Origin of the sequence: Roseovarius sp. MBR-6, assembly GCF_040547525.1 — a bacterium.
Lineage (GTDB): Bacteria > Pseudomonadota > Alphaproteobacteria > Rhodobacterales > Rhodobacteraceae > Roseovarius.
Map to the genome: position 1 here is coordinate 59,259 of NZ_JBEPPW010000007.1, position 23,917 is coordinate 83,175.

Consider the following 23,917-nt stretch of genomic DNA (forward strand, 5'->3'; position numbering starts at 1 on the left):
GATGCGCGCACTCATCGGGGCGCTGGTCCTTCTGACCGTGCTCTGGCTCGGCGCGGGCCCCGCGGCGGCGCAGGACCTGTCGATCTCGCTCGGCGAGGGCGGGTCGATCTCGGCGCGCACGATCCAGCTTGTCGCGCTTATCACGGTGCTGAGCCTGGCGCCGGGGCTGGCCATCATGATCACCGCCTTTCCGTTCATCGTCACGGTGCTGGCGATCCTGCGGCAGGGGATCGGGCTGCAACAATCGCCACCCAACATGCTGCTGGTCAGCCTCGCGCTGTTCCTGACCTGGTTCGTGATGGAGCCAACATTCACCGCCGCCTGGACCGACGGCATCGCGCCGCTTGTCGCCGAGGAGGTGGACCTGACCGAGGGGCTGGCGCGGGCCATCGCGCCGTTTCGCGGCTTCATGGCCGCACGGCTCGATCCCGAGACCTTTGACGCCATGGCCGCGCTGCGCCCCGATGCCGCCGCCATCATCCCCGGCCCCGAGGCCCCGCTCTCGGTTCTGGTGCCAAGCTTCATGCTGTCGGAGATTGCGCGGGCCTTTCAGGTCGGTTTCCTGATTTTCCTGCCGTTCCTCATCATCGACCTGGTGATCGCGGCGGTGCTGATGTCCATGGGCATGATGATGGTGCCGCCGGCCATCGTGTCGCTGCCGTTCAAGCTTGCGTTCTTTGTCATCGCCGACGGCTGGTCGCTGATCGCCACAAGCCTCGTGCGCGGCTACATGTGATCACATCTCGCGGAAGAGGCGCGTCATCTCGAAGAGGCGGTCAAGCCGTTCGAACCGGTCGCGCGCGTCGGGCCAGCGCTCTTCCTGCGTGGCCGCGATAAGCGATTCCACCAACGACAGCGTGGCGATATTGCTGTCCCAGGCCGAGGGGATCTCGCCCCAGCAATTGAAGGTGATCTCGGCCACGCCGGCGACCGGGCTGGCCCATTGGTCGGTCACGAGGATCACGCGCACGCCGCGCTCGGCGGCGATGCGGGCAAGGCGCAAGAGGTTCTCCTCATAGCGGCGCATGTCGAAGATCAGGAGCGCGTCGCCCGTCCCCATGTCGATCACGTAATGCGGCCAGCTTGCCGGCGCGGCGGTGAGATGCCGGACGCCTTCGCGGATCGCCTGGAAATGGGTAAAGGCATATTCCGCGAGCGAGCGGGTGATGCGCCCGCCCACCACATAGACACCCGGCGCGGTGGCCAGCGCGCGGGCCGCCGCATCGAACTGTGCGGTGTCGATATTGGCGAAGGTCTGGCCAAGATTCTGGGTCACGGCAGCGGCAAACCGGTTGAGCAGATGCGAGGACGGCGCCTCGGCGGCCCAGACCGCGCGACGCTCGGCGGGACCCGAGACCTTGGCCTGAAGCTCTGCCAGAAGCGCCTGATGGAATTGCGGATAGCCCTTGAATCCCAGTTTCTGCACCAGCCGCGCCACCACCGGGGCCGAGACCCCGGCACCTTCGGCGGCGGCGGTGATGCTGGCCAGTCCGGCACCGGGGTAATTCTCCAGGAGCGCATTGGCAAAGCGACGCTCGGATTGCGTCAGCGCCGCGTAATGCAGGCGGATGAGCTGGCGCACGGTCGGCGCGGCGGGTTTGGCCTGAGGCGCGGGATCGGTCACGGGATGACCCTCCGGTGATGGATTTCGCGGCAGCGCGCGCGCTGACAGCGAGGCCGCAAAAAAAGATTTCTGGAAATATATTGACGAAAATCATCCCGCGTGGAAAGCTTTTTCCAAAGCGGGGACCCTCCATGACCGGAACAGCCGAAAATCCTGTGGAAATCCTGAATCCGCATGGGCGCGGCGTGGTCATCCTTGTCTGCGAGCACGCCTCGAATCACATCCCCGACGGCTATCGCGGCCTCGGCCTCGATGAGGCCGCGCGCTTCAGCCACGCGGCCTGGGATCCCGGTGCCCTTGCGCTTGCACAACTCTTGTCGCAGGCCCTCGACGCACCGCTCGTCGCGGGGCGCATCTCGCGGCTGGTCTACGATTGCAACCGTCCGCCCGACGCGCCCTCGGCCATGCCCGAGCAGAGCGAGACCATCGCGGTGCCGGGCAACCGGGGCCTCGACGCAACCGCACGCGCCGCGCGCGCGAAAGCCGTCTACGAACCCTTCACCAAGGCCCTCACCGAGGTGATCGCCGCGCGCCAGACCCCAGCGGCGCTTGTCACCGTCCACAGCTTCTCGCCCACCTGGTTCGGCACCCCGCGCGCGGTGGAGCTTGGCATCCTGCATGACGCCGATGCGCGCCTCGCCGACCTGATGCTGGCCAGGGCCCCCGCCCTGCCAGCGCGGCGCATCGAGCGCAACGCGCCCTATGGCCCCGAGGATGGCGTGACCCATACGCTGCGCCGGCACGGGCTGGCCAATGATCTGCCCAATGTCATGCTGGAGGTGCGTCAGGACCTGCTGACCACCGAACAGGCACAGCGCCAGATGGCCGATGAAATCCTGATCCTGCTACGCCCCGCGCTGGCAGCCCTCGGCCTTGGGGAGGCGCAGGATGCGTAACCTCATGCGCGGCTACATCCGCCGGATCGACCGGATGAACCGCTTCATCGGACGCATCGCCATGTATCTCATCTTTGCGCTGATGGGGGTGCTTCTGTGGTCCTCGGCCTCCAAGACCTTTTTCAGTCCCGCGCTCTGGACGCTGGAGACGGCGCAATTCGTGATGGTGGCCTATTACATTCTGGGCGGGCCCTATTCGATCCAGATGGGATCGAATGTGCGGATGGACCTGTTCTACGGTGACTGGTCAGACCGTACGCGCGCCATGGTCGACGTGGTCACGGTGTTCTTTCTGCTCTTCTATCTCGGGGTGCTGCTCTATGGCGGGATCAGTTCCACCGCCTATTCGCTGGGTTATTTCGGCACCGAGCCGCTGGCCTTCTTCTGGGACCTGTTGCGCAGCCTTGTCACCGGCGGCTATGACGCCGCCGCCGCCAAGACAGGCGTGCTGGAGCGCAGCTCGACCGTCTGGCGGCCGGTGATCTGGCCGGTCAAGACGATCCTCTGTTTCGGCGTGTTTCTCATGCTGTTGCAGGCGCTGGCGGAGCTCTGCCGCGACGTCCTGCGCCTCTCCGGCGAGGAGGTGCCCCGTGCCATATGAGATGATCGCGCTCTTCATGTTCGCGACCATGATGGTGATGCTCTTTACCGGACAGCGCGTGTTCGGGGCCATCGGCTTTGTCGCGGTGATCGCGGCGCTGCTGCTCTGGGGGGACCGGGGCGGGTTCGACATTGCCTTCGCCTCGGCGATCAAGCTGATGAAATGGTATCCTCTGCTGACGCTGCCGATGTTCATCTTCATGGGCTATGTGATGAGCGAGAGCCGCATCGCCGACGATCTCTACAAGATGTTCCATGTCTGGATGGGACCGGTGCGCGGGGGTCTGGCCATCGGCACGATCGGCCTCATGGTGCTGGTATCGGCCATGAACGGCCTCAGCGTGGCGGGCATGGCCATCGGGGCCACGATTGCCCTGCCGGAGCTTTTGCGGCGCGGCTATGACAAGATCATGGTCACAGGCGTCATTCAGGCCGGATCGAGCCTTGGCATCCTTGTGCCGCCCTCGGTGGTGCTGGTGCTCTATGCGATGATCGCACGGCAACCGGTTGGGCAATTGTGGCTGGCGGGGATCATTCCTGGGCTGATGATGGCCACGCTCTTTGTCATCTATATCTATGTGCGCTGTCGGTTGCAGCCGCATCTTGGCCCTGTCCTCCCGGCCGAAGAACGCACCATGCCGATGCGCGAAAAGCTGCGGCTCCTGCGCGCGGGGCTTCTCCCGCTTTTCATCTTCGCGGCGATGATGGTGCCCTTCGTCAACGGCTGGACCAGCCTTGTGGAAAGCTCGGCCATCGGCGCGATGACGGCCTTCATGGCCGCCGTGCTCAAGGGGCGGATGACACGGGCCGTGTTCGAGACCTCCGTGCGCATGACGCTGGGGATTTCGTGCATGTTCATGTGGATCATCCTTGCCGCGCTGGCCTTTGGCGCGGTCTTCGACGGGCTGGGGGCGGTCAAAGCGATCGAGTCCCTCTTCACCGAAAAGATGGGGCTCAGCCCGTGGATGATTCTCATCCTGATGCAACTGAGCTTCATCATCATGGGCACGTTTCTGGACGACACCGCCATGCTGGTGATCGTAGCGCCGCTATACGTGCCGCTTGTGGGCGCGCTTGGTTTCGATCTGATATGGTATGGTGTGCTTTACACGATCACCACGCAGATTGCCTACATGACACCGCCCTTTGGCTATAACCTGTTTCTGATGCGGGCCATGGCCCCGCCCGAGATCACGCTGCGTGACATCTACCGCTCGATCCTGCCTTTCGTGCTGGTGATGGCGGTGGCGCTGGCGCTGGTGATGGCCTTTCCGCAGATCGCGCTGTGGCTGCCGCAGCTGGTCTATGGATGATGGAATAATCCGAGAACTCCGCCAACGGAGCGAACCCCTTTCGAGCAACCAACAGGAGGACGACACAATGACCACCAGAAGAAAGTTTCTCACCACCGCGGGCGTCGGCGCGGCGGCCACGCTGGCCAGCCCCGCCATCGTCAAGGCGCAGGCCCCGATCCGCTGGCGGATGCAGACCTATGCCGGCGGTGCCCTGGGCGAGCATGTGACCAAGCCGATGGTCGATTACGTCAACAGCGCCGCCAATGGCGAGATGGAGATCGAGCTTTTCTACGCCGATCAGATCGTGCCCACCGGAGAGCTTTTCCAGGCGCTTCAGCGCGGCACCATCGACGCCGTGCATTCGGATGACGATTCGATGGCCTCGCCCACGCCGCTGCGGCAGTTCGGCGGCTATTTCCCCTTTGCCACCAAGCATATTCTCGACGTGCCGGTGCTCTTCAACCAATACGGCCTCGCCGATATCTGGCGCGAGGAATATGCCAAGGTCGGCGTGCAGTGGATATCCGCCGCAGGACAGGATCCGTGCAACTTCAACACCAAGAAGGAAATCACCTCGGTCGCCGATCTCGACGGGCTCAAGCTCTATACCTTCCCGACCGCCGGCCGGTTCCTGGCGAAATTCGGCGTCGTGCCGGTGAACATCCCTTACGAGGATGCCGAGGTGGCGGTGCAAACGGGCGAGCTTGACGGCATGGCCTGGTCCGGGATCACCGAGGATTACACCGTGGGTTGGGCGAATGTGACCGACTATTTCCTGACCAACAACATCTCTGGCGCGTGGATCGGGTCCTGGTTCGTCAACCAGCGGCAATGGGCCGATCTGCCCGATCACCTCAAGCAACTGGTCATGGCCGCGACCGAGGCCGGGCATACCTATCGCAACCAGTGGTATTGGGGCGGCGAGGCGCGGCTGCGCGCGACCGGCGACAAGCTGGAGTTGCGCACGGTGCCTGCCAACGAGTGGGCCGAGGTGGAAAACGCCGCCAAGGACTTCTGGAACGAGGTGGCGCAGGAAGGCGAGATCGAGCAAAAGATCGTCGGCATCTTCCGCGCGTATAACGAGGTCATCAACCAGGCCGGCCCGCCCTATACCAACGGCTGAGCCCCCCGCGACAAGACCCGTCCGGCCCCGCACGACCGGGGCCGGACATTGCAAGACATAGACAAGTGACGCGCAGAACAACAAGGACGCCGCCATGGCCCTCACTCTCGAAGACCTGAAATCGAAGGTTGCCGCCGGCACGGTCGATACCGTGCTTGTCTGTCTGGTGGACATGCAGGGCCGCCTCATGGGCAAACGGTTTCACGCGAGCCATTTCCTCGCCAGTGCCTGGCAGGAAACCCATTGCTGCAACTACCTGCTGGCGACCGACCTTGAAATGACCACGCCCGAAGGCTTTGCCGCGACAAGCTGGGAACGCGGCTATGGCGACTATACCATGAAGCCCGACCTCTCGACGCTGCGCCTCATGCCCTGGCTCGAGGGCACGGCGATGGTGCTTTGCGACGTGCTCGACCACCACAGCCACGCGCCCGTCCCCCACAGCCCGCGCGCCATGCTCCAGAGCCAGATCGCGCGGCTTGACGCCATGGGCTATCAGGCGATGATGGCGACCGAACTGGAATTTTTCCTGTTCGAGCAGAGCTTTGAGGAGATCCGCAAGTCGGGTTATCGCGACCTGACGCCGATCTCGGGCTATAACGAGGATTACAACATCCTGCAAACCACGCGCGAAGAGCATGTGATGCGCCCGGTGCGCAATCATCTGGTGGCGGCAGGCATCCCGGTGGAAAACACCAAGGGCGAGGCCGAAGCCGGGCAGGAGGAACTCAACATCCGCTATGCCCCCGCGCTCGACATGGCCGATTACCACACCATCGCCAAGCACGCGATCAAGGAGATCGCCCATCAGCAGGGCCATGCGGCGAGCTTTCTGCCGAAATGGCACCAAAAGCGCGTCGGCTCGTCGAGCCATGTGCATCAATCGCTCTGGCAGGACGGCAAGCCCGCCTTTGTCGATGCGGCGGACAGCCTTGGCATGAGCGCGCTGATGAAACACTACATGGCGGGGCTGCTGAAATATGCGCCCGATTACACCTATTTCCTTGCCCCCTACATCAACAGCTACAAGCGCTTCCAGAAGGGCACATTCGCACCGACTCGCATCCTGTGGTCGGTCGACAACCGCACCGCCGGGTTCCGGCTCTGCGGCGCAGGCTCACGGGCGGTGCGGGTGGAATGCCGGGTGGGCGGCTCGGACCTCAACCCATACCTCGCCATGGCGGCGATGCTGGCGGCGGGGATGAAGGGGATCGAGGACCGGCTGGAGCTATCCCCGCCCGCGCGCGGCGATGCCTATGCGGGCAACACGGGCCGCATCCCCGAGACGCTGCGCGACGCGCGCGAGGCGCTCATGCGCTCGGATTTCCTGCGCGCGACCTTCGGCGACGAGGTGGTGGACCATTACGCCCGCGCGGCGGAGGTCGAGATCGAGGATTTCGACCGGGTTGTGACCGATTACGAGATCGCGCGCGGCTTCGAGCGGGCGTGAGGGCGGCAAGGCCGGACATGAGTATTTGAAGAACGATGAAGGGCGGGCCGGGTGCCCGCGATCAAGGATGCGATCATGACGACACTGACATGCATTTCGCCGATCGACGGATCGGTTTTCGCCACCCGCGAGGCGATGACGCTCGACGAGGCGCGCGCGGCGGTGGCCGAGAGCCGCGCGGCGCAGGCCGCGTGGGGCGCGCGCCCCTTGCAAGAGCGGATAGACCTCGTGATGGCGGGCGTAGCCGCCGTGGGTGCGATGAACGATGAGATCGTGCCCGAACTGGCGCACATGATGGGGCGGCCCGTGCGCTATGGCGGCGAATTCGGCGGCTTCAACGAACGCGCGAGCCACATGGCGGCGATTGCCGAGGACGCGCTTGCCGATATGGAGGTGGGCGAGAACGCCACGTTCCGCCGCTATATCCGGCGGGTGCCGCATGGCGTGGTGTTCGTCGTGGCGCCGTGGAATTACCCCTACATGACGGCGATCAATACCGTGGCCCCCGCACTCATTGCCGGAAATGCGGTGGTGCTGAAACACGCCACGCAGACGCTGCTGGTGGGCGAGCGCATGGCGCGGGCCTTTCACGCGGCGGGCGTGCCGGAGGCCGTGTTCCGCAACGTGTTCCTGGATCACGACACCACATCGGCGCTCATTGCCGGGGGCGCGTTCGATTTCGTCAACTTCACCGGCTCGGTGGGGGGCGGCCAGGCGATGGAACGCGCGGCGGCGGGCACCTTCACCGGGCTGGGGCTGGAGCTTGGCGGCAAGGATCCGGGTTACGTGATGGAGGATGCCGATCTCGACGCGGCGGTGGCGACGCTGATCGACGGGGCGATGTTCAATTCCGGGCAATGCTGCTGCGGGATCGAGCGGATCTATGTGCATCAGAGCCTTTTTGACGCCTTCTTGGAGAAATCCGTGGCGCTGGTCAGGGGCTATCGCCTCGGCAACCCGCTCGACCCGGAAACGACGCTCGGACCGATGGCCAATGCCCGCTTTGCCGCCGAGGTGCGCGCGCAAGTGGACGAGGCGCTGGCGATGGGGGCCACGGCCCATATCGAAACCTTCCCGCAGGACGATGGCGGCTGCTACCTGACGCCGCAGATCCTCACCAATGTCAGCCACGACATGCGCGTGATGCGCGACGAGAGTTTCGGCCCGGTGGTCGGGATCATGCCGGTGAGCGGCGACGCCGAGGCAATCACCCTGATGAACGACAGCCCCTTCGGCCTCACCGCCTCGCTCTGGACCGCCGACATCGACCGCGCAGCGCGGATCGGCGACGCCATCGAGACCGGCACCGTCTTCATGAACCGCGCCGATTACCTCGATCCCGGCCTGTGCTGGACCGGCTGCAAGCAGACGGGCCGGGGCGGCGCGCTCTCGGTCATCGGCTATCACAACCTCACCCGCCCGAAATCCTATCACCTGAAGAAGGTCACGTCATGACACTTACCGCAAACTGGTCCTATCCGACCGCGATCAAGTTCGGGGCAGGCCGCATCGTGGAACTGCCCGCCGCCTGCGCACAGGCGGGTATCACACGGCCCTTGCTGGTCACCGACCGCGGGCTTGCGCCGCTGCCCATCACCGCGCGCGCACTCGATATCCTGCGGGAGGCGGGGCTGGAGCCGGGGCTTTTTGCCGAGGTCGATCCCAACCCCAACGAGATCAACCTTGCCGCAGGCGTTGCCGCCTACAAGGCAGGCGGGCATGACGGGGTGATTGCCTTTGGCGGCGGCTCGGGGCTGGACCTGGGCAAATGCGTGGCCTTCATGGCGGGGCAAACCCGGCCCGTCTGGGATTTCGAGGATGTGGGCGATTGGTGGACGCGCGCCAATGCGGACGCCATTGCCCCCATCGTGGCCGTGCCCACCACAGCCGGGACCGGATCCGAGGTGGGGCGTGCGAGCATCATCACCGATGCGGCCACCCACGCCAAGAAGATCATCTTTCACCCCAAATTCCTGCCCACCGTGGTGATCTGCGACCCCGAACTGACCGTGGGGATGCCGCGCGCGATCACCGCGGGCACCGGGCTGGACGCATTCGCGCATTGCGTCGAGGCGTTTTCCTCGCCGCATTACCACCCGATGAGCCAAGGGATTGCCATTGAGGGGATGCGGCTGGTGATCGAGAACCTGCCGCGCGCCTACGCGGACGGCACCGATATCGCGGCGCGCGCGCAGATGATGAGCGCGGCGGCCATGGGGGCGACGGCGTTTCAGAAAGGGCTGGGCGCGATCCATGCCATGAGCCATCCGGTGGGCGCCTATTTCAACACCCATCACGGGACCACGAATGCGGTCTGCATGCCCGCGGTGCTTGATTTCAACGCGGACGCGATCCGCGACCGGTTCGACCGGGCGGCGGGCTATCTGGGCATCACGGGCGGGTTCGACGGGTTCCGCGCCTTTGTGCAGGAGTTCAACGACAGCCTGGGCATTCCGCGCGGTCTGGCAGCACTTGGCGTGACCGAGGCGGCGATTCCCGACCTGGTGAAAGGGGCCATCGTCGATCCGTCCTGCGGCGGCAATCCGGTGGCGCTGACCGAGGAAAACCTCACCGCGCTCTTTCACGCGGCGATGTGAGGGGGTGCGCCTGCCGCGCGACCGGTCCTCTGGTCGGGCGGCGGTGCGCATGGCAAGCGGAGCCGCGTGTAACGGTTCCATGAATTTTCCATGAAATCACGGGCGGGGCGGGATCAGATCAAATGCGCGTCGCTTTCTCTCGGGCAGCCTGCGGGCAGGACAAACGCCGAGGGAGACCGCCCATGTTCGACACCGACAACACGCCCGAAACACAGCCACGCGCCCGCTCCAACCGCCCGCCGGTGATGGAGGTGCGCAAGCTCAATCTCTGGTATGGCGAGAAACAGGCCCTGATCGACGTGACTTTCGATCTTCACGAGGGTGAGATCCTTGCGTTCATCGGGCCATCCGGATGCGGCAAGACGACCGCGCTCAAGTGTCTCAACCGGATGCACGAGGGCACGCGCGACCTGCGCCTGACCGGGCAGATCACCATGCACGATCAGGATATCCACGCCCCCGATGTCGACCCGCCGATGCATCGACGCCGCTTTGGCTGGGTCGCGCAGAAGCCCAACCCCTTCCCCATGACGATCTGGCGCAATGTGGCCTATGGCGCGCAGATCCACGGCATCACCGACAGCCGCGCCGATCTTGATGCCCATGTCGAGGATTGCCTGCGCCGCGCCCATCTCTGGGACGAGGTCAAGGACAAGCTGCATACCATGGACGGCACCGCATTGAGCGGCGGGCAACAGCAGCGGCTGTGCATCGCCCGCGCGCTCTCGACACGGCCCGAGGTGCTGTTGATGGACGAGCCCACCGGCTCGATCGACCCGATTGCCACGGCGGCGATCGAGGATCTGATGCTGGCGCTCAAACCCGATCATGCCATTGTCGTCGTGACCCATTCGATGATGGAGGCGCGGCGGCTGGCGGACCGGGTGGCCTATTTCCATCTTGGCCGCTTGCTCGAGATCGGGCCGACCGAACAGGTCTTTACCGCCGCGCGGACGGTGGAGGCGCGCCGTTTCATCGCCGGGAAATTCGGCTGAGGCGCGCGGTCAGCGCGGGTTGGTGGGGATAAGCGGCAGTTGCTCGGCCACCGCGCGCAGAAGGCCCCGCCCCTCGCGCTCGGCCCGTGTCATCACCGAGTTCAGCAGCGAAATGGCGGCGGGCGAGGTAAGCGGCACGGAATGGTTGAGCGCCGCGCCGCCTTCGGAGAGTGCCGTCACGTCGATCACCCGAACATCCGGGCGCTCGATCTCTGCGGCCTCGGCGATGACCCCAAGGCGCGGCTTGCGTCCGGTGATGAAGCCCGAGACGCTGAGCGCGCGGTCGCGCTGCGTGATGAAGATGAGGAAGGGCTGCGGCAGGGTGCCAATCACCTCCGCCTGCCGCGCGAAGAGGTCCGGATCGATATCCGGGGCGACAAGCACCACGCCGCTCAGCCGGTCGAGAAGCGCGCGATCCCCCCTGAGCGCGATCTGGCGGAGTGTTTCCATGGTCAGGTGAGAGCCCATGGAATGGGCAAGCAGGAATACCTTGTCACCGGGCCGCGCGGTCAGGTCGCGCAGGGTCCGTTCAAGGTCATCACGGGCATAGAGCACGCTGTCGCGGTCATAGAGATAGCCGCGCGGATCCCCAGCCGAGGGCCAGGCGAAGACCACGCCGGGCATTTTCACATCGAAATCGGTGACGATCTGCGCGGTGCGAAAGACCACCTCGGACAGCGTGCTGTTGTAGCCATGCACGAAAAGCAGCGTCTCGCGTCCGGGCACGGTGCGGCGCATGTCGGAGACAAGCGCGCGCGCGTCGGGGTAAATGCCCGCATCGGTCACGACGAAATCCGTGGCGGCATCGGGGGCCACCTTGGGCCAGGCAATCCGGCCGGGACGGTGTGTGGGCGGCACCGAGACGTCGATGCGGAAATGTTCCACCTCTCGGGGCCGGTCATACCCGAAGATCGAGCCGCCGGTGTCGAGCCTGCGCCCGGTCACGCCGAAAACAGGCACGATGGTGGCCGCCGGATCGGGGGCGGCGCGCATGGCCACGGGGCGCGGTGAACAGGCCGCGACGACCATGACCAGAAACAGTGCCAGACCCCGCGTGCCGATACCCATGCCCTATCCCGACCGTTCCAGCGATGTCTTACGTCAGGGGCGCGGGCGGGCCAAGGCTCAGTTGGTGCCCAGCATCCCTTTTTCCTGCGCCAGCGTGCGCATCCGCTTTTGCAGCTTCTCGAAGGCACGCACCTCGATCTGGCGGATACGCTCGCGGCTGACGTCATATTGCGCGCTGAGATCCTCAAGCGTGATGGTCTCTTCGTTGAGACGGCGCTGCGTGAGGATGTCGCGCTCTCGCTCGTTGAGCACGTCCATCGCCAGCGTGAGCAATTCGCGCCGCGCCTCAAGCTCGTCGCGCGCCTCGTAATCGCCGGCCTGATCGGCGTCTTCATCCTCGAGCCAGTCCTGCCATTGCATCGTGCCTTCGCCCTCGGTGCCGACGGTGGCATTGAGCGAGGCATCGCCGCCGGACATGCGGCGGTTCATGCTGATCACGTCCGCCTCGGTCACGCCGAGATCATGGGCGATCTTCTTGACCGCTTCGGGGCGCAGGTCGCCCTCTTCCAGCGCGCCAAGCTTGGCCTTGGCCTTGCGCAGGTTGAAGAAAAGCTTTTTCTGCGCCGAAGTGGTGCCGAGTTTCACAAGGCTCCAGGACCGCAGGATATATTCCTGGATCGAGGCCCGGATCCACCACATCGCGTAGGTGGCAAGACGAAAGCCCTTTTCGGGATCGAATCGCTTGACCGCCTGCATGAGGCCGACATTCGCCTCCGAGATCACCTCGGCCACCGGCAAGCCGTAGCCGCGATAGCCCATGGCAAGCTTGGCCGCGAGGCGCAGGTGGCTGGTGACCATCTTGTGCGCGGCCTCGGTGTCCTGCTCCTCGACCCAGCGTTTGGCGAGCATGTATTCCTCTTCCGGCTCCAGAAGCGGAAACTTGCGAATCTCCTGCATGTAGCGGTTCAGCCCGCCCTCCGGCGTCGGAGCAGGCAGATTTGCGAAATTGCCCATGCGGTTATCCCTCCTGATCGTATTCGTTTACGTAGACCTGTGCAGTCCTCCCGCGAATTCAAGAGAACTTATGTCAGGTATCTTAACGCAACGTGACGGCACTTCCGGCGAAATCCGCCAAATGTTTCTAAAAGTCACGTCATCCTGTCGGGCTGTCATCGCTCCCGCGCAGCGCGGCGAGAAGGGCGCGCATATCCTCGGGCAAGGGTGCGTCAAAGCACAGCCACTCATCGCTCAGGGGATGGGTGAACCCCAGACGACCCGCATGGAGCGCCTGCCGGGGAAACGCCCGCGCCGCCTCTGCGGCACCCGGCGGCAGGGCGCGGGCGGGCAGGCGGCGACGCCCGCCATAGACCGGATCGCCGATGAGACCATGACCCGCGTGGGCCATGTGCACCCGGATCTGATGGGTGCGCCCGGTTTCAAGCCGACATTCCAGAAGCGCTGCCGCTCCGCCAAAGCTCTCGATCACCCGCGCGCGCGTCACCGCGCGGCGCCCGCCATGGGCCACAACCGCCTGACGCTGCCGGTCGGTGCGGTGGCGGGCAAGCTCTGTGATGATGCGCAGCACGCCGCCCGGCTCGAACGCCACGCCCGCCAGCCCGCGCAGGCGCGGATCGCCCGCATCGGGCACGCCATGCACCACCGCGCTGTAGGCGCGCTCGGCGGTGTGGGCGGCGAATTGCGCGGCCAGCCCCTGATGAGCGGCATCGGACTTGGCCACCACCAGAAGGCCGCTGGTATCCTTGTCGATGCGGTGGACAATGCCGGGCCGCCGTGTGCCGCCCACGCCAGAGAGCCGGTCGCCGAAATGATGCAGAAGCGCGTTGACAAGCGTGCCCTCGGGGCTGCCGGGCGCGGGATGCACGACCATCCCCGCAGGCTTGTCGATGACGATGAGGGCGTCATCCTCAAAGACCACGTCAAGCGCGATGGCCTCCGGCTCCATATGGGTCTCGCGCATCTCGGGCAGGGTGATGTCCACGCGGTCGCCCTCGGCCACGCGCGCCTTGGCATCGGTGACCGCCATTCCGTTGACATGCACCGCCCCCTCCTCGATCAGCCGCGCGAGGCGCGTCCGCGAGAGCGCGTGCGCCTCTGGCACATCGCGCGCCAGCGCCTTATCAAGGCGGGGGGGCGGATTGGCCCCGATGGTAAAGCCGAGCAGGTCCTGCCCCATGTCCGAGCCCAATTCCGAAGCTCCTTCGCCGATAAATCCGGCCTCACTGCGGTTTCTCATGCGGCTGGTCACGGTGCTGACCGCCACGATGATCCTCGGGCTTCTAGTGATCGTGACGCTCTTTGTCACCCGGTTCCGGAGCGCACCCGATCTGGCGCTGCCTGAAAGCATCACCCTGCCCGAGGGCGCGCGGGCCACCGCGTTCACCCAGGGCAAGGGGTGGTATGCGGTCGTGACCGAGGACGAGCGCATCCTGATCTACGATCGCATCAGCGGAGGACTACGGCAGGTGGTGGACATCCAGGAATAGCGTCATTTTGTCGCAATTCGGCAACAGCTTTCGGGAATATCGGGCCGCATCGGTCTTAATTCTTTTATCAAAACTGACGTAGCGTAAAGATAACGCATTGGACCTTCTGCGTCGCTCGTGGGGAATTCAGCATGACTTACCTCAAACTCACGCTGCCCGCCCTGCTCATGTCCTCTGTTCTCGCCTCGCAGGCCAAAAGCGAACCGGTGTTTTCGGGAAATTTCGGCCTCGCCTATAACGAAGGTTCAGGAGCGAGTTCCGCCGAGGACTTCGAAGTCCCCGACCGCATCCGGTTCAACCATCGTCTTGTGGCCGACAACGGGATCACATTCGGCACCCACATAGACCTGGACGATCGCCGGACAGCCGAGGAAATCGACGAAGCATTTGTCTCTCTCAGCGGAGATTTCGGACGCATCCATCTGGGCGATGCAGACGAAAGCGTTGCGAACGTCCGGCGGCCCGACGGGTTTGTTGCGGGCGGCTGCGCCCAACGGAGCGACGACGGTTCCTATCAAATCGGCAGCAAGTTTCGCCTCGACGGTCTAAGCCTGAAAGTCGGCTACCTGGGCTTTCTCGATGACTCCAAGCGCTCGGCGCTGGCCACCGAGGACGGCCTCGGCAACGTAGTCAATCCCGCAAGCAGCTTCGATTACAGCCTCAAGGGACTGTATGCCGACGCGCGGATCGGGTATTGCTATGATACCGGGCGACTGTTTCCCACCAAGCTGGGGGCGACGTTCAGCTTTACCGATCTCGGGGCCGACGATTCCTTTCAGAATCAGGCGCTGCCTTACGGGCTTGGAATCACCGGTGTGGGCTACGCGCCGGGCGTATTCATCAACGCGCCCACAGACATCCGCTACGGCAATTTCAGTGTTGATCGGACGAGTTTCGGCGGCGGGCTGGAGATCGTGCATCCATTCGGCGTGACGATGCCGCGCAACGCACGCTCTGGCTCTCTCGGGATGCCGTTTGCCCAGAACGAGGTGTTGCGCATCAACAGCGCGATCCTAGGTGTGAATTTCGACTTCGCCGATCAGGACGAACGGGCAGAGTTCCTGACCGATACCCCTGCCTTTGGCGCGGGCTCTGCGGCCAATGTGCGCTACGACACCTCTTTTGATGTCAAGACGTTCGGTGTCTATGCGGGCCTGCAACAGGAACGCCATGCCATCAACGGCAACGGCGTGACGACCTCGGGCTATCTTCGGACTACGGTCGGATATTCCTTTGTCGACGTCGAGGCATTCGACCGGGTTCAGGCGATCGGGTTGGGTGGCGCACTCAACATCAACAACGGCAACCGCTTCAGCGAGAGCGAAGGCATGGAGACCTTTTCCATTTCCGCCGGGCTGAGCCGGACCAAGGGCAACCTGTCGGGCGGATTTACGGTGGCTGCGCAATATGGCGGCCTGCCGCTCATCGACTATTTCAGGCCCGACTCCACCGGCGGAGGTGTGCCGCTCGACCCGGAAATCGACGTCGACGGTGATTGGTCATTCCGGATCGGCGCGAGTGTGCGGCTGTCGTTCTGACAGCGACAGCCAATACGCCCCGGTCGCATCAATGACCGGCGCAAGGGGTGGCGGCGGCGCAGAACCGGGCTTGCAAGCCCTCCCGGCCAAGGCATGATACGCGCCGAGGGTTGTCGATGAAGCGCCGCAACTGGGTCATTCTGCTTCTTGGAATCTGGGCCGCGCTCTATGTGGCGTCGTTTCTTGTGCCTTATATCACGCCTCCCGCAGATTTCGGCTTCACGCGCGGGATGAACCGCATCACGTTGTTTTTCCAGTATCAGATCGGCGCGGGGGTGGTGGCGGCGGTGCTTTGGTGGATGGGCAGCCATGCCCCGAAAAGGCGGAATCGCTGGCTCATGCGCATTCCTGCACTCCTGGCGTTCGGGCTTTTTCTGTTCATCGTCGGTCTGATTGCTTTTGCAGGGCTCGACCGGTCGCCGCGCGACAGCGCGCCGCCCGCCGCTCAGATCGGACCGGGAACAGATCTGGAGAAGGCTCGCCGGGATCAGGCGCTCGGGCGCAATCGAGGGGTGGCTAAGGTCGGTGCAGAGCGCGAAAACCCGCCAATTCGGGGCCGAGACCCCAGCCGCCTCCACTCGCGAATATTCGATGACCTAAGGATTTTCCGAAGATCCGATGCAGGACCCGGACTTTGCCATTGTCTTGAACCATGTTCTGGTCGGCATCAGATAGGTGCTTGTTGCCTCACCCGGCCCCCGTGCGCCCCCGCCGATCCACCCGCAGCGCGGCATAAAGCACATGCGTCCGCCAGCGCCCGTTGATCTGGAGATAGCTCTGCGCGACGCCCTCGTATTTGAACCCGCAGCTTTCCAGCAACGCCCGCGAGGCGTGGTTTTCAGGCAGGCAGGCGGCCTCCAAACGGCTCAGGTCGAGCCGCTCATAGGCGTGGTGCAGCACCCCCGCGATGGCCTCGCGCATATAGCCCTGCCGGGCGTGGCGCGCCCCGATCCAATAGCCAAGCGTGCCCGATTGCGCCGGTCCGCGCCGAATATTATCGAGCGTGATCGCCCCGAGAAGAGCGTGATCCTCGCGCCGGATCAGGAACAATGGCAGAGCATTGCCGCCCGCAATCGCGCGCTGCGCCCACCAGACCCGGTTGGAAAACCCCTTGCGCGACAGGTGGTCGTCGGCCCAGGCGGGCTCCCACGGGGTCAGGAAATCGACGCTTTCGGCGCGCAGCCCGCTCCAGTCGCGGAAATCTGCCATCACCGGCGGGCGCAGGGTCAGACGCTCGGTCTCGATCCTGAGCTTCCGGCGCGGCAAGAGCAGCATCAGGCAGCGCGCCGCGCGTCAAGCTGCGCAAGATCCGGCGCGCCAGCCACCGGACCGTAAAGCGCCAGCGCGGCCGGTGCCTGCGCCACCGTGGTCTCGGCCACGCGCCGCACATCGCCCAGCGTCACTGCGTCGATCCGCTCCACCACCTCGCCCAGTTCCGGCACCCGCCCCCAGATCTGAAGCATTCTCGCCAGCCGCTCGGCCCGGCTCGACGGGCTTTCCAGCCCCATCAGCAGCCCTGCCTTCATCTGCACGCGCGCGCGCTCCACCTCTGCCGCGCTCATATCCTCGGCGGCGCGCTTCATCTCGTCGATGGTGACATGGGCCAGTTCGGCCATCTGATCGGCCGAGGTGCCCGCATAGATTGTCATCATGCCCGTGTCCGCATAGGCCCCGCCCTGCGCAAAAATCGTGTAGCACAGCCCGCGCCGCTCGCGGACCTCCTGAAACAGCCGCGAGGACATCGATCCCCCCAGCGCCGAGGCATAGATCTGTGCTGCGTGAATATCCTCATGGGCGTAATCAGGCGATTCGAAGGCCAGCGCGAAATGCGCCTGCTCCAGCGCTTTTTCCCGCCGCATCTCGCCGCCTGTGAATCGCGCGCGCGGCGGCTCGAACGACGGCGCGGGCACCATGTCGCCGAACATCTCCTCCGCCAACCGGACCAGGGCTGCGTGATCGACCGCCCCCGCCGCCGAGAGCACCATCTGCCCGGGCCGGTAATGGCGATCCACGAACCCTTCCAGATCGGGACGGGCAAAGGCGCGCACCCGTTCCTCCGGCCCCAGAATGGTCCGCCCCAGGGGGTGATCGGGATAGGCCCGCTCCTGCAACCAGTCGAAGATGATGTCGTCGGGCGTGTCGAGCGCCTGCCCGATCTCCTGCAGGATCACGCCCCGCTCCACCTCGATTTCGCGCGCGTCAAAGGCCGGGTTGCGCAGGATATCGGCCAGCACATCGACGGCGAGCGGCACGTCATCCTTGAGGATACGCGCGTAATAGGCCGTGACCTCGCGGCTGGTATAGGCGTTGATATAGCCGCCCACATCCTCGATCGCCTCGGCGATCTCGAGCGCGCTGCGCCGCGCCGTGCCCTTGAACGCCATATGTTCGAGGAAATGCGCGATACCGTTCTGGCGGGCTTCCTCGTGGCGCGCGCCCGCCAGCACCCAGATGCCCACAGCCGCCGATTGCAGCCCCGGCATGGCCTCCGAGACGATGCGGAATCCGTTGGAAAGGGTTGTCAGATTGACAGTCAATTGGCGATCCGTTCCTTGATCAATGTTTCGATGGCACTCAGGTCATTATCCACCCGCGTCACGCGCTCCTCCCGCTCATACAGGTCCGCCATGCGCTCGGGCAAGGGGGGGTGGATGCCGCTTGCCGCCTCCACCGCCGCCGGAAACTTGGCGGGATGCGCCGTGGCCAAGGTGATCATCGGCACGCCGGGGCGGCGATGCGCCTCGGCCACATGCACGCCCACAGCACTATGCGGGCAGAGCAATTCGCCAGTGCGCTCCCATGTCTCCCGGATCGCCCTGCGCGTCGCGTCCTCGTCACAGCGCCCGCTGTCGAACACCTCGCGCAAGGCCTGAAGCGCGCCCTGACTGACCGAGAACCCGCCGCCCTTCAGCTCCTCCATGACCTGCGCCACCGCGCCGCCATCCTGACCATAGGCGTAATAGAGCGCGCGCTCGAAGTTGGACGACACCTGAATATCCATCGACGGGCTGATCGACGGGGCCACGCCATCCGGGCGATAGTCGCCCGTTCTCAGGCAACGATGCAGAATGTCGTTCTGATTGGTCGCCACCACCAGCCGGTCGATGGGCAGGCCCATGCGCCGCGCGATATAGCCTGCGAAAACGTCCCCGAAATTGCCCGTGGGCACGGTGAAACTCACCCTCCTATCGGGTGCCCCAAGGCTGACGGCAGAGGTGAAATAATACACCACCTGCGCCAGCACCCGCGCCCAGTTGATGCTGTTGACACCCGCCAGCCGCACCCCGTCACGAAACTCGAAATCGTTGAACATGTCCTTCACACGCGCCTGCGCATCGTCGAAATGGCCGTCAATCGCCAGCGCATGGACATTGCTCTCAACCGGCGTCGTCATCTGCCGCCGCTGCACCTCCGACACACGGCCATGCGGGTAGAGGATGAACACGTCCACTGCCTCCAGCCCCCGAAACGCCTCGATCGCCGCCGACCCGGTATCGCCCGAGGTCGCGCCGACGATGCTCACGCGTTTGCCCGACCGCTTGAGGGAAAACTCGAACATCTGCCCGATCAGCTGCATGGCGAAATCCTTGAACGCCAGCGTCGGCCCGTGAAACAGTTCCAGCAGGAAATGCCCGCTATCTAGCTGCTTCAAAGGCGCCCGCGCCGCATGGCCAAACCCCTCATAGGCCCGCGAAATGATCCCGCCAAACTCGTCGTCGGTGAAGGCATCGCCGATGAACGGCCGCATCACCCGGAACGCGGCCTCCTCATAGCTGACGCCCTCCAGCGCGCGGATCTCGTCGGGCACCATGACCGGGATGCTTTCGGGCAGATAGAGCCCGCCATCACGCGCCAGCCCCGTGAGCATCGCCTCTTCAAAGCTCAAACTGGGCGCGCGGCCCCTCGTCGAGATGTATTTCATGGATTGACCCCTTTCGCGGCCCCGATCTGCCGCCGGATGAGAACCGCCACGATCACCGCCCAGATGAGGGCAAAGGAAAACCACGTGACGGCATATTCAAGATGATCGTTGGGAATGCTTGCCCCGTCTATCGGCAGCGGCATCACGCCGCGCTCGGGCGGCGACAGGTCGCGCGCCACGATCAGAAGCGGCTCGGTGCCCAGCACACCCGCCATCTGCGCGATATCGCGGGCGAACCAGATATTGCCCGCCACATCGTTCTCGGGCGTGGCGCTCGTGCGGTCATCGGGCCAGTGCAGGTTGCCTGTGACAGCCACCTCACCTTCGGGCGGCGCGGGCACCGCGCGCGCCACCGGAATGAAGCCGCGATCGAGCAGCACCCGCCGCCCGCCTGTCTCCAGCACCGAAATCAGCCGATAGCCCGCCCCCGCCTGCTTCTGACTGACCAGCACCCGCAGCGCCTGCGGCCCGATCCGACCCTCTGCGCGCACGGGCAGATAGCGATCCGCCTTGTCCGTGCGTGCCGGCAGGGCCACCGGCTCTGCCGAAATCCGCGCGGCGATCTCGGCCAGCACGCCCTCTTTCCACGCCAGCCGCTGCACCTGCCAGACACCCAGCCCGACAAGCAGGACCAGCCCGGCCAGCCCGAAGATCACCAGTAGAGTAACGCTCTGTCGCATGCCCTGCCTTCAAAAGGAAAATGCGGGGAAGGAAAACCCCCGCACCTTCATCGTTCCAAAAATACTCTCGCGTGACAGGCGTCGCCCGTCAGCCGCCCCAGACGTAGACGGCGGCAAAGAGGAACAGCCAGACCACATCGACGAAGTGCCAATACCACGCCGCCGCCTCGAAGCCGACATGCTGCTCCGGGGTGAAATGGCCCCTGAGCGTGCGCATCAGGCAGACAAAGAGGAAGATCGTGCCGATCACCACATGCGCGCCGTGAAAGCCCGTCGCCATGAAGAAGTTGGCGCCATAGATATTGCCGGAAAAGCCAAAGCCCGCGTGGCTGTATTCATAGGCCTGGAACACGGTAAAGATCGCCCCCAGTGCAATGGCAAGGATCAGGCCCCATTTCATGTCGTTGCGGTTGTTCTCATGCACCAGCGCGTGATGCGCCCAGGTCGCGGCACAGCCCGAGCACAAGAGGATCAGCGTGTTGATCAGCGGCAGGTGCCACGGGTCAAACGTCTCGATCCCCGCCGGCGGCCAGACGCCATCGAGCGCCGGGGAGAGGGGCCCCATCGGATACATGGCGTGCTTGAAGAAGCTCCAGAACCAGGCGGCGAAAAACATCACTTCGGACATGATGAACATGATGAAGCCATAGCGCAGCCCGATCCGCACGACGGGCGTGTGATCGCCGGTCTGCCCCTCGTGAACCACATCGGCCCACCAGCCGAACATCACGTAAAGCACGGCCACCAGGCCGGCCAGGAACATCCACGGTCCGCTGTCATGGAACCAGAGCACCGCCCCGAACAGCATGACGAACCCTCCGAGCGCGCCCAGAAGCGGCCAGAGGGAGGGGGGCAGGATATGGTAATCGTGGTTCTTGGTATGTGCCATTTTGTCAGGTTCCCTCGTCGAAGGCTCAGTTCAGCGTTTTGTCGGATTTTGCGTCCGGCGCAAGGGCCGCGTGGCTCTCGGGCAGGGCGATTTCGTGGAACGTATAGGACAGTGTGATCGTGTGGACATATTGCCCCTCGCGGTCGGTCACGATCTCGGGGTCCACATAGAAGGTGACGGGCATCTGCACCCGTTCGCCGGGCTGCAGCACCTGCTCGGTAAAGCAGAAACAGTCGATCTTGGTGAAAAAGCCACCCGCCTCGTAGGGCGTCACGTTGTAGCTCGCGGAGCCGGCAACAGGCCTGTCGGTCGGGTTATAGGCCTCGTAAAAGGCCAGACCGGTCTCGCCGATGCGGATCTCCATCTGGCGTTCAACGGGCCGGAACTCCCATGGCATTCCGCGCTCCTTGCTGGCGTCGAAGCGCACCTTGATGGTCTGGTCGAGCACTTTATCGCTGCCTGTCGCGGCCACCCCCGTCACACCGCCAAAGCCCGTCACACGGCAGAACCAGTCGTAAAACGGCACCGAGGCCCAGGCGAGCCCACCCATGAGAACAACCACGCCGACCAGTTGGCCAAGGGTTTTCACGTTGCGGTCCATGGCGCTCAATTACCCCCCTGCTGCGTCGCCTGCGTGGGCACGGTGAAATTCTCGTTCGAGACCTTGGCGATGGTCAACCCGAAGACGAGCGCCACAAATCCGGCCAGCACGATCCCCAGCCCCAGATTGCGGCCGAACCGGCGCTTGTGCAGTTCGTGCTCCTCACGAAAGCTCATGCCCAGCCCGCCATACCAAAGCCCCGCAGCGCCGCCTCGACGAGGATCGCGGTGAAATGCGCGAAGAGATACCAAAGTGACAGCCGGAAGGCGCGTTTTTCCACCATGAAGTTGTCGGCCTCGGCCATCACCTCGTCCCGCCGCCAGATCGCCACCGCGTCGCGCAGAAAAAGCGCGTTGAAGACCAGCGCCACGGCCAGATAGACCGGCCCGCCGATCTGCGTGAAGGCCGCCCCCACCGCCATCACGGCAAGGATCACCGTATAGGCCAGGATATGCACCCGCGTCGCGCGTCGGCCATGGGTGACGGTCAGCATCGGCACGCCCGCAGTGTCGTAGTCATTCCGCATGAAAAGCGCGAGCGCCCAGAAATGCGGCGGCGTCCAGAGAAAGATCAGCGCGAACATCAGCATCGATTCGATGCTGACCGTGCCCGTCGCCGCGGCCCAGCCGATCATCGGCGGAAACGCCCCGGCTGCGCCGCCGATGACGATGTTCTGCGGCGTCCAGCGTTTCAGGCCGATGGTGTAGATCACCACGTAAAAAAAGATGGTGAAGGCCAGAAGCCCCGCCGCCAGCGCATTGGTGGCCAGCCACATCATGACCACCGAAAACCCAGCCAGCGTGATGCCGAAGGCGAATGCCTCTTCCCGCGTCACCCTTCCCGCCGGAATCGGGCGGCGCGCGGTGCGCTTCATCTTGGCGTCGATGTCGGATTCCCACCACATGTTGAGCGCGCCCGAGGCACCGCCGCCCACGGCGATGAAGAGGATCGCGGCCAGCCCCACCACCGGATGCACCGCCACCGGTGCCGCCAGAAGCCCCACGAGCGCCGTGAAGACCACAAGCGTCATGACACGCGGTTTCAGCAGGGCAAAGAAATCCCCGAACCCCGCCTCGCCGGGTTGCGTGGTGCTGGCACTGTGAAGGCTGGCGTCGCTCATGGTCGGGGTCTTTTATCCATCATCGCGGGAAAGGGAGGGGCCGGGCCATGCCCGGCCCGGACACTCAGTCGGCGAGGGCCACCTGCCGCGCGCGCGGCACACCGGCATATTCCTCGATGGCCCCGTCAAGCCATGCCTCGTACTCGGCCTCGCTCACCACCTTGACGGTGATCGGCATATAGGCGTGGGCCTGCCCGCACAATTCCGAGCATTGGCCGAAATAGATGCCTTCCTTTTCGGCCTTGAACCACAACTGCGCCAGTCGGCCCGGCACCGCGTCCTGCTTCACGCCGAAGGCAGGGATGGTCCAGCTATGGATCACATCCGCCCCGGTCACGGTCATCACGACGACCTTGCCCACCGGCACGACCACGGAGGTATCGGTCGCCAGCAGAAACTCGTCCTTGCTGAAGCCCGCCTCGACAAGTTGCGCCTCGACCTCGGGCGTCAGCCGGTTGTCGCCCCCCGTCGCCGGTGCGCCGATCATGTAGCTGTCAAAGGCGAAATCGTGGTCGGTATATTCGTAGCCCCAATACCACTGGTAGCCCGTCACCTTGATATTGATCTCGCCTTCGGGGATCTCCTGCTGCTTGAACAGGATCGGCAGGGAATTGGCGCCGATGAAAACGAGGATCAGGATCGGCACGATGGTCCAGGCGATCTCGACCGGCGTGTTATGGGTGAATTTCGCCGGGTTCGGGTTGGCGCGGCGGGCGTATTTCACTGCCGCATAGGCCAGAAGCGCGGTCACGAAGATCACGATGGCGATGATGATGACGTTGATCACCCCGTCCAGCCATTGCAGATCGCTCGCAAGTTCGGTCGCGGCGGGCTGAAATCCGATGCCGCCCCGGATCGGCGCGCCGACAATCTCCTGCGCGGCGGCGGGGAGGGCTACGATGGCGGCCAGAGCGGCCAGAAGGCTGGGGTTAAGTCGCATTGTGCACCCTGATCGGTTGAACGGTTCGTCTCTCTAGCGCCGGGATCGCAGGAATACCATGGAATCCCATTGTCTCGGTCCCGGTTAAAACCATACTATCACACTCATCACAAGAACGCGCGTTGCGGCAAAGGG

The 23,917-nt window shown here is 64.5% G+C and carries 24 protein-coding genes; 11 read left to right on the forward strand and 13 right to left on the reverse strand.

Annotation, left to right across the window (positions count from 1 at the left end; all coding sequences use genetic code 11):
- Position 1: 1 nt before the first annotated feature.
- Positions 2-736: a flagellar type III secretion system pore protein FliP gene (gene fliP / locus ABIE57_RS10830; RefSeq protein WP_354539149.1), complete on the forward strand. Its 735-nt coding sequence runs from the start codon at positions 2-4 to the stop codon at positions 734-736.
- Here fliP and ABIE57_RS10835 read toward each other — a convergent pair whose 3' ends face one another.
- The gene (locus tag ABIE57_RS10835) at positions 737-1,624 is read right to left on the reverse strand and encodes a MurR/RpiR family transcriptional regulator (protein ID WP_354539035.1); all 888 of its coding nucleotides are present in this window, start codon (positions 1,622-1,624) and stop codon (positions 737-739) included.
- 131 nt (positions 1,625-1,755) lie between these two features.
- On the opposite strand from ABIE57_RS10835, the gene ABIE57_RS10840 reads away from it, so the two are divergent.
- The 8 genes from ABIE57_RS10840 to ABIE57_RS10875 all read left to right on the forward strand — a co-directional run bounded on the left by ABIE57_RS10840 (position 1,756) and on the right by ABIE57_RS10875 (position 10,580).
- Positions 1,756-2,520: an N-formylglutamate amidohydrolase gene (locus ABIE57_RS10840; RefSeq protein ID WP_354539036.1), complete on the forward strand. Its 765-nt coding sequence runs from the start codon at positions 1,756-1,758 to the stop codon at positions 2,518-2,520.
- Positions 2,513-3,121 (forward strand): TRAP transporter small permease subunit, encoded by a 609-nt coding sequence (locus ABIE57_RS10845; RefSeq protein WP_354539037.1) that lies wholly within the window; start codon positions 2,513-2,515, stop codon positions 3,119-3,121. The genes ABIE57_RS10840 and ABIE57_RS10845 overlap by 8 nt, the downstream gene beginning before the upstream one ends.
- Entirely contained in the window at positions 3,111-4,433 is a 1,323-nt protein-coding gene (locus ABIE57_RS10850; protein ID WP_354539038.1) for a TRAP transporter large permease, read from the forward strand. Before ABIE57_RS10845 ends, ABIE57_RS10850 begins: the two co-directional genes overlap by 11 nt.
- A 67-nt stretch (positions 4,434-4,500) precedes the next feature.
- Entirely contained in the window at positions 4,501-5,538 is a 1,038-nt protein-coding gene (locus tag ABIE57_RS10855; RefSeq protein ID WP_354539039.1) for a TRAP transporter substrate-binding protein, read from the forward strand.
- Positions 5,539-5,632: 94 nt separating this feature from the next.
- Positions 5,633-6,988, forward strand: coding sequence for a glutamine synthetase family protein (locus ABIE57_RS10860; protein WP_354539040.1), 1,356 nt, complete (start codon positions 5,633-5,635; stop codon positions 6,986-6,988).
- 75 nt (positions 6,989-7,063) lie between these two features.
- Entirely contained in the window at positions 7,064-8,443 is a 1,380-nt protein-coding gene (locus ABIE57_RS10865) for an aldehyde dehydrogenase family protein (protein WP_454283734.1), read from the forward strand.
- Positions 8,440-9,585: an iron-containing alcohol dehydrogenase gene (locus tag ABIE57_RS10870; RefSeq protein ID WP_354539041.1), complete on the forward strand. Its 1,146-nt coding sequence runs from the start codon at positions 8,440-8,442 to the stop codon at positions 9,583-9,585. The genes ABIE57_RS10865 and ABIE57_RS10870 overlap by 4 nt, the downstream gene beginning before the upstream one ends.
- Positions 9,586-9,830: 245 nt before the next feature.
- The gene (locus tag ABIE57_RS10875) at positions 9,831-10,580 is read left to right on the forward strand and encodes a phosphate ABC transporter ATP-binding protein (RefSeq protein WP_354539151.1); all 750 of its coding nucleotides are present in this window, start codon (positions 9,831-9,833) and stop codon (positions 10,578-10,580) included.
- Between the two features lie 9 nt (positions 10,581-10,589).
- Here ABIE57_RS10875 and ABIE57_RS10880 read toward each other — a convergent pair whose 3' ends face one another.
- The 3 genes from ABIE57_RS10880 to ABIE57_RS10890 all read right to left on the reverse strand — a co-directional run bounded on the left by ABIE57_RS10880 (position 10,590) and on the right by ABIE57_RS10890 (position 13,782).
- Positions 10,590-11,648, reverse strand: coding sequence for an alpha/beta hydrolase (locus ABIE57_RS10880; protein WP_354539042.1), 1,059 nt, complete (start codon positions 11,646-11,648; stop codon positions 10,590-10,592).
- A gap of 57 nt (positions 11,649-11,705) precedes the next feature.
- Positions 11,706-12,602, reverse strand: a complete 897-nt coding sequence (gene rpoH, locus ABIE57_RS10885) for an RNA polymerase sigma factor RpoH (protein ID WP_354539043.1) — start codon at positions 12,600-12,602, stop codon at positions 11,706-11,708.
- A 139-nt stretch (positions 12,603-12,741) separates the two neighbouring features.
- Positions 12,742-13,782 carry an RluA family pseudouridine synthase gene (locus ABIE57_RS10890; RefSeq protein ID WP_354539152.1) on the reverse strand — a complete coding sequence of 347 codons (1,041 nt, stop codon included), beginning with the start codon at positions 13,780-13,782 and terminating at the stop codon, positions 12,742-12,744.
- A 58-nt stretch (positions 13,783-13,840) separates the two neighbouring features.
- On the opposite strand from ABIE57_RS10890, the gene ABIE57_RS10895 reads away from it, so the two are divergent.
- Positions 13,841-14,092, forward strand: a complete 252-nt coding sequence (locus ABIE57_RS10895) for a DUF6476 family protein (protein ID WP_354539044.1) — start codon at positions 13,841-13,843, stop codon at positions 14,090-14,092.
- 131 nt (positions 14,093-14,223) lie between these two features.
- Positions 14,224-15,630: a porin family protein gene (locus tag ABIE57_RS10900; protein WP_354539045.1), complete on the forward strand. Its 1,407-nt coding sequence runs from the start codon at positions 14,224-14,226 to the stop codon at positions 15,628-15,630.
- 687 nt (positions 15,631-16,317) lie between these two features.
- Here ABIE57_RS10900 and ABIE57_RS10905 read toward each other — a convergent pair.
- The 9 genes from ABIE57_RS10905 to coxB all read right to left on the reverse strand — a co-directional run bounded on the left by ABIE57_RS10905 (position 16,318) and on the right by coxB (position 23,782).
- Positions 16,318-16,905: a GNAT family N-acetyltransferase gene (locus tag ABIE57_RS10905; protein WP_354539046.1), complete on the reverse strand. Its 588-nt coding sequence runs from the start codon at positions 16,903-16,905 to the stop codon at positions 16,318-16,320.
- Positions 16,905-18,167, reverse strand: a complete 1,263-nt coding sequence (locus ABIE57_RS10910) for a M16 family metallopeptidase (protein ID WP_354539047.1) — start codon at positions 18,165-18,167, stop codon at positions 16,905-16,907. Before ABIE57_RS10910 ends, ABIE57_RS10905 begins: the two co-directional genes overlap by 1 nt.
- Positions 18,164-19,552, reverse strand: a complete 1,389-nt coding sequence (gene thrC / locus ABIE57_RS10915; RefSeq protein WP_354539048.1) for a threonine synthase — start codon at positions 19,550-19,552, stop codon at positions 18,164-18,166. The genes ABIE57_RS10910 and thrC overlap by 4 nt, the downstream gene beginning before the upstream one ends.
- Positions 19,549-20,232 carry an SURF1 family protein gene (locus tag ABIE57_RS10920; RefSeq protein ID WP_354539049.1) on the reverse strand — a complete coding sequence of 228 codons (684 nt, stop codon included), beginning with the start codon at positions 20,230-20,232 and terminating at the stop codon, positions 19,549-19,551. Before ABIE57_RS10920 ends, thrC begins: the two co-directional genes overlap by 4 nt.
- A gap of 88 nt (positions 20,233-20,320) precedes the next feature.
- A complete protein-coding gene (locus ABIE57_RS10925) occupies positions 20,321-21,121 on the reverse strand; it encodes a cytochrome c oxidase subunit 3 (RefSeq protein WP_354539050.1) in 801 nt (266 codons plus the stop codon).
- 25 nt (positions 21,122-21,146) lie between these two features.
- Entirely contained in the window at positions 21,147-21,722 is a 576-nt protein-coding gene (locus ABIE57_RS10930) for a cytochrome c oxidase assembly protein (RefSeq protein WP_354539153.1), read from the reverse strand.
- A 5-nt stretch (positions 21,723-21,727) separates the two neighbouring features.
- A complete protein-coding gene (locus tag ABIE57_RS10935; protein WP_354539051.1) occupies positions 21,728-21,898 on the reverse strand; it encodes a cytochrome c oxidase system small membrane protein in 171 nt (56 codons plus the stop codon).
- The gene (gene cyoE / locus ABIE57_RS10940; RefSeq protein ID WP_354539052.1) at positions 21,895-22,842 is read right to left on the reverse strand and encodes a heme o synthase; all 948 of its coding nucleotides are present in this window, start codon (positions 22,840-22,842) and stop codon (positions 21,895-21,897) included. The genes ABIE57_RS10935 and cyoE overlap by 4 nt, the downstream gene beginning before the upstream one ends.
- A 64-nt stretch (positions 22,843-22,906) precedes the next feature.
- A complete protein-coding gene (gene coxB, locus ABIE57_RS10945) occupies positions 22,907-23,782 on the reverse strand; it encodes a cytochrome c oxidase subunit II (protein ID WP_354539053.1) in 876 nt (291 codons plus the stop codon).
- Between the last annotated feature and the right edge of the window lie 135 nt (positions 23,783-23,917).

Coding starts and splice junctions, on each gene's coding strand:
- fliP (WP_354539149.1), top strand. CDS start 2: ATGCGCGCACTCATCGGGGCGCTGGTCCTTCTGACCGTGCTCTGGCTC.
- ABIE57_RS10840 (WP_354539036.1), top strand. CDS start 1,756: ATGACCGGAACAGCCGAAAATCCTGTGGAAATCCTGAATCCGCATGGG.
- ABIE57_RS10845 (WP_354539037.1), top strand. CDS start 2,513: ATGCGTAACCTCATGCGCGGCTACATCCGCCGGATCGACCGGATGAAC.
- ABIE57_RS10855 (WP_354539039.1), top strand. CDS start 4,501: ATGACCACCAGAAGAAAGTTTCTCACCACCGCGGGCGTCGGCGCGGCG.
- ABIE57_RS10860 (WP_354539040.1), top strand. CDS start 5,633: ATGGCCCTCACTCTCGAAGACCTGAAATCGAAGGTTGCCGCCGGCACG.
- ABIE57_RS10865 (WP_454283734.1), top strand. CDS start 7,064: ATGACGACACTGACATGCATTTCGCCGATCGACGGATCGGTTTTCGCC.
- ABIE57_RS10870 (WP_354539041.1), top strand. CDS start 8,440: ATGACACTTACCGCAAACTGGTCCTATCCGACCGCGATCAAGTTCGGG.
- ABIE57_RS10875 (WP_354539151.1), top strand. CDS start 9,831: ATGGAGGTGCGCAAGCTCAATCTCTGGTATGGCGAGAAACAGGCCCTG.
- ABIE57_RS10880 (WP_354539042.1), bottom strand. CDS start 11,648: ATGGGTATCGGCACGCGGGGTCTGGCACTGTTTCTGGTCATGGTCGTC.
- rpoH (WP_354539043.1), bottom strand. CDS start 12,602: ATGGGCAATTTCGCAAATCTGCCTGCTCCGACGCCGGAGGGCGGGCTG.
- ABIE57_RS10890 (WP_354539152.1), bottom strand. CDS start 13,782: ATGGGGCAGGACCTGCTCGGCTTTACCATCGGGGCCAATCCGCCCCCC.
- ABIE57_RS10895 (WP_354539044.1), top strand. CDS start 13,841: ATGCGGCTGGTCACGGTGCTGACCGCCACGATGATCCTCGGGCTTCTA.
- ABIE57_RS10900 (WP_354539045.1), top strand. CDS start 14,224: ATGACTTACCTCAAACTCACGCTGCCCGCCCTGCTCATGTCCTCTGTT.
- ABIE57_RS10905 (WP_354539046.1), bottom strand. CDS start 16,905: ATGCTGCTCTTGCCGCGCCGGAAGCTCAGGATCGAGACCGAGCGTCTG.
- thrC (WP_354539048.1), bottom strand. CDS start 19,552: ATGAAATACATCTCGACGAGGGGCCGCGCGCCCAGTTTGAGCTTTGAA.
- ABIE57_RS10920 (WP_354539049.1), bottom strand. CDS start 20,232: ATGCGACAGAGCGTTACTCTACTGGTGATCTTCGGGCTGGCCGGGCTG.
- ABIE57_RS10925 (WP_354539050.1), bottom strand. CDS start 21,121: ATGGCACATACCAAGAACCACGATTACCATATCCTGCCCCCCTCCCTC.
- ABIE57_RS10930 (WP_354539153.1), bottom strand. CDS start 21,722: ATGGACCGCAACGTGAAAACCCTTGGCCAACTGGTCGGCGTGGTTGTT.
- ABIE57_RS10935 (WP_354539051.1), bottom strand. CDS start 21,898: ATGAGCTTTCGTGAGGAGCACGAACTGCACAAGCGCCGGTTCGGCCGC.
- cyoE (WP_354539052.1), bottom strand. CDS start 22,842: ATGAGCGACGCCAGCCTTCACAGTGCCAGCACCACGCAACCCGGCGAG.
- coxB (WP_354539053.1), bottom strand. CDS start 23,782: ATGCGACTTAACCCCAGCCTTCTGGCCGCTCTGGCCGCCATCGTAGCC.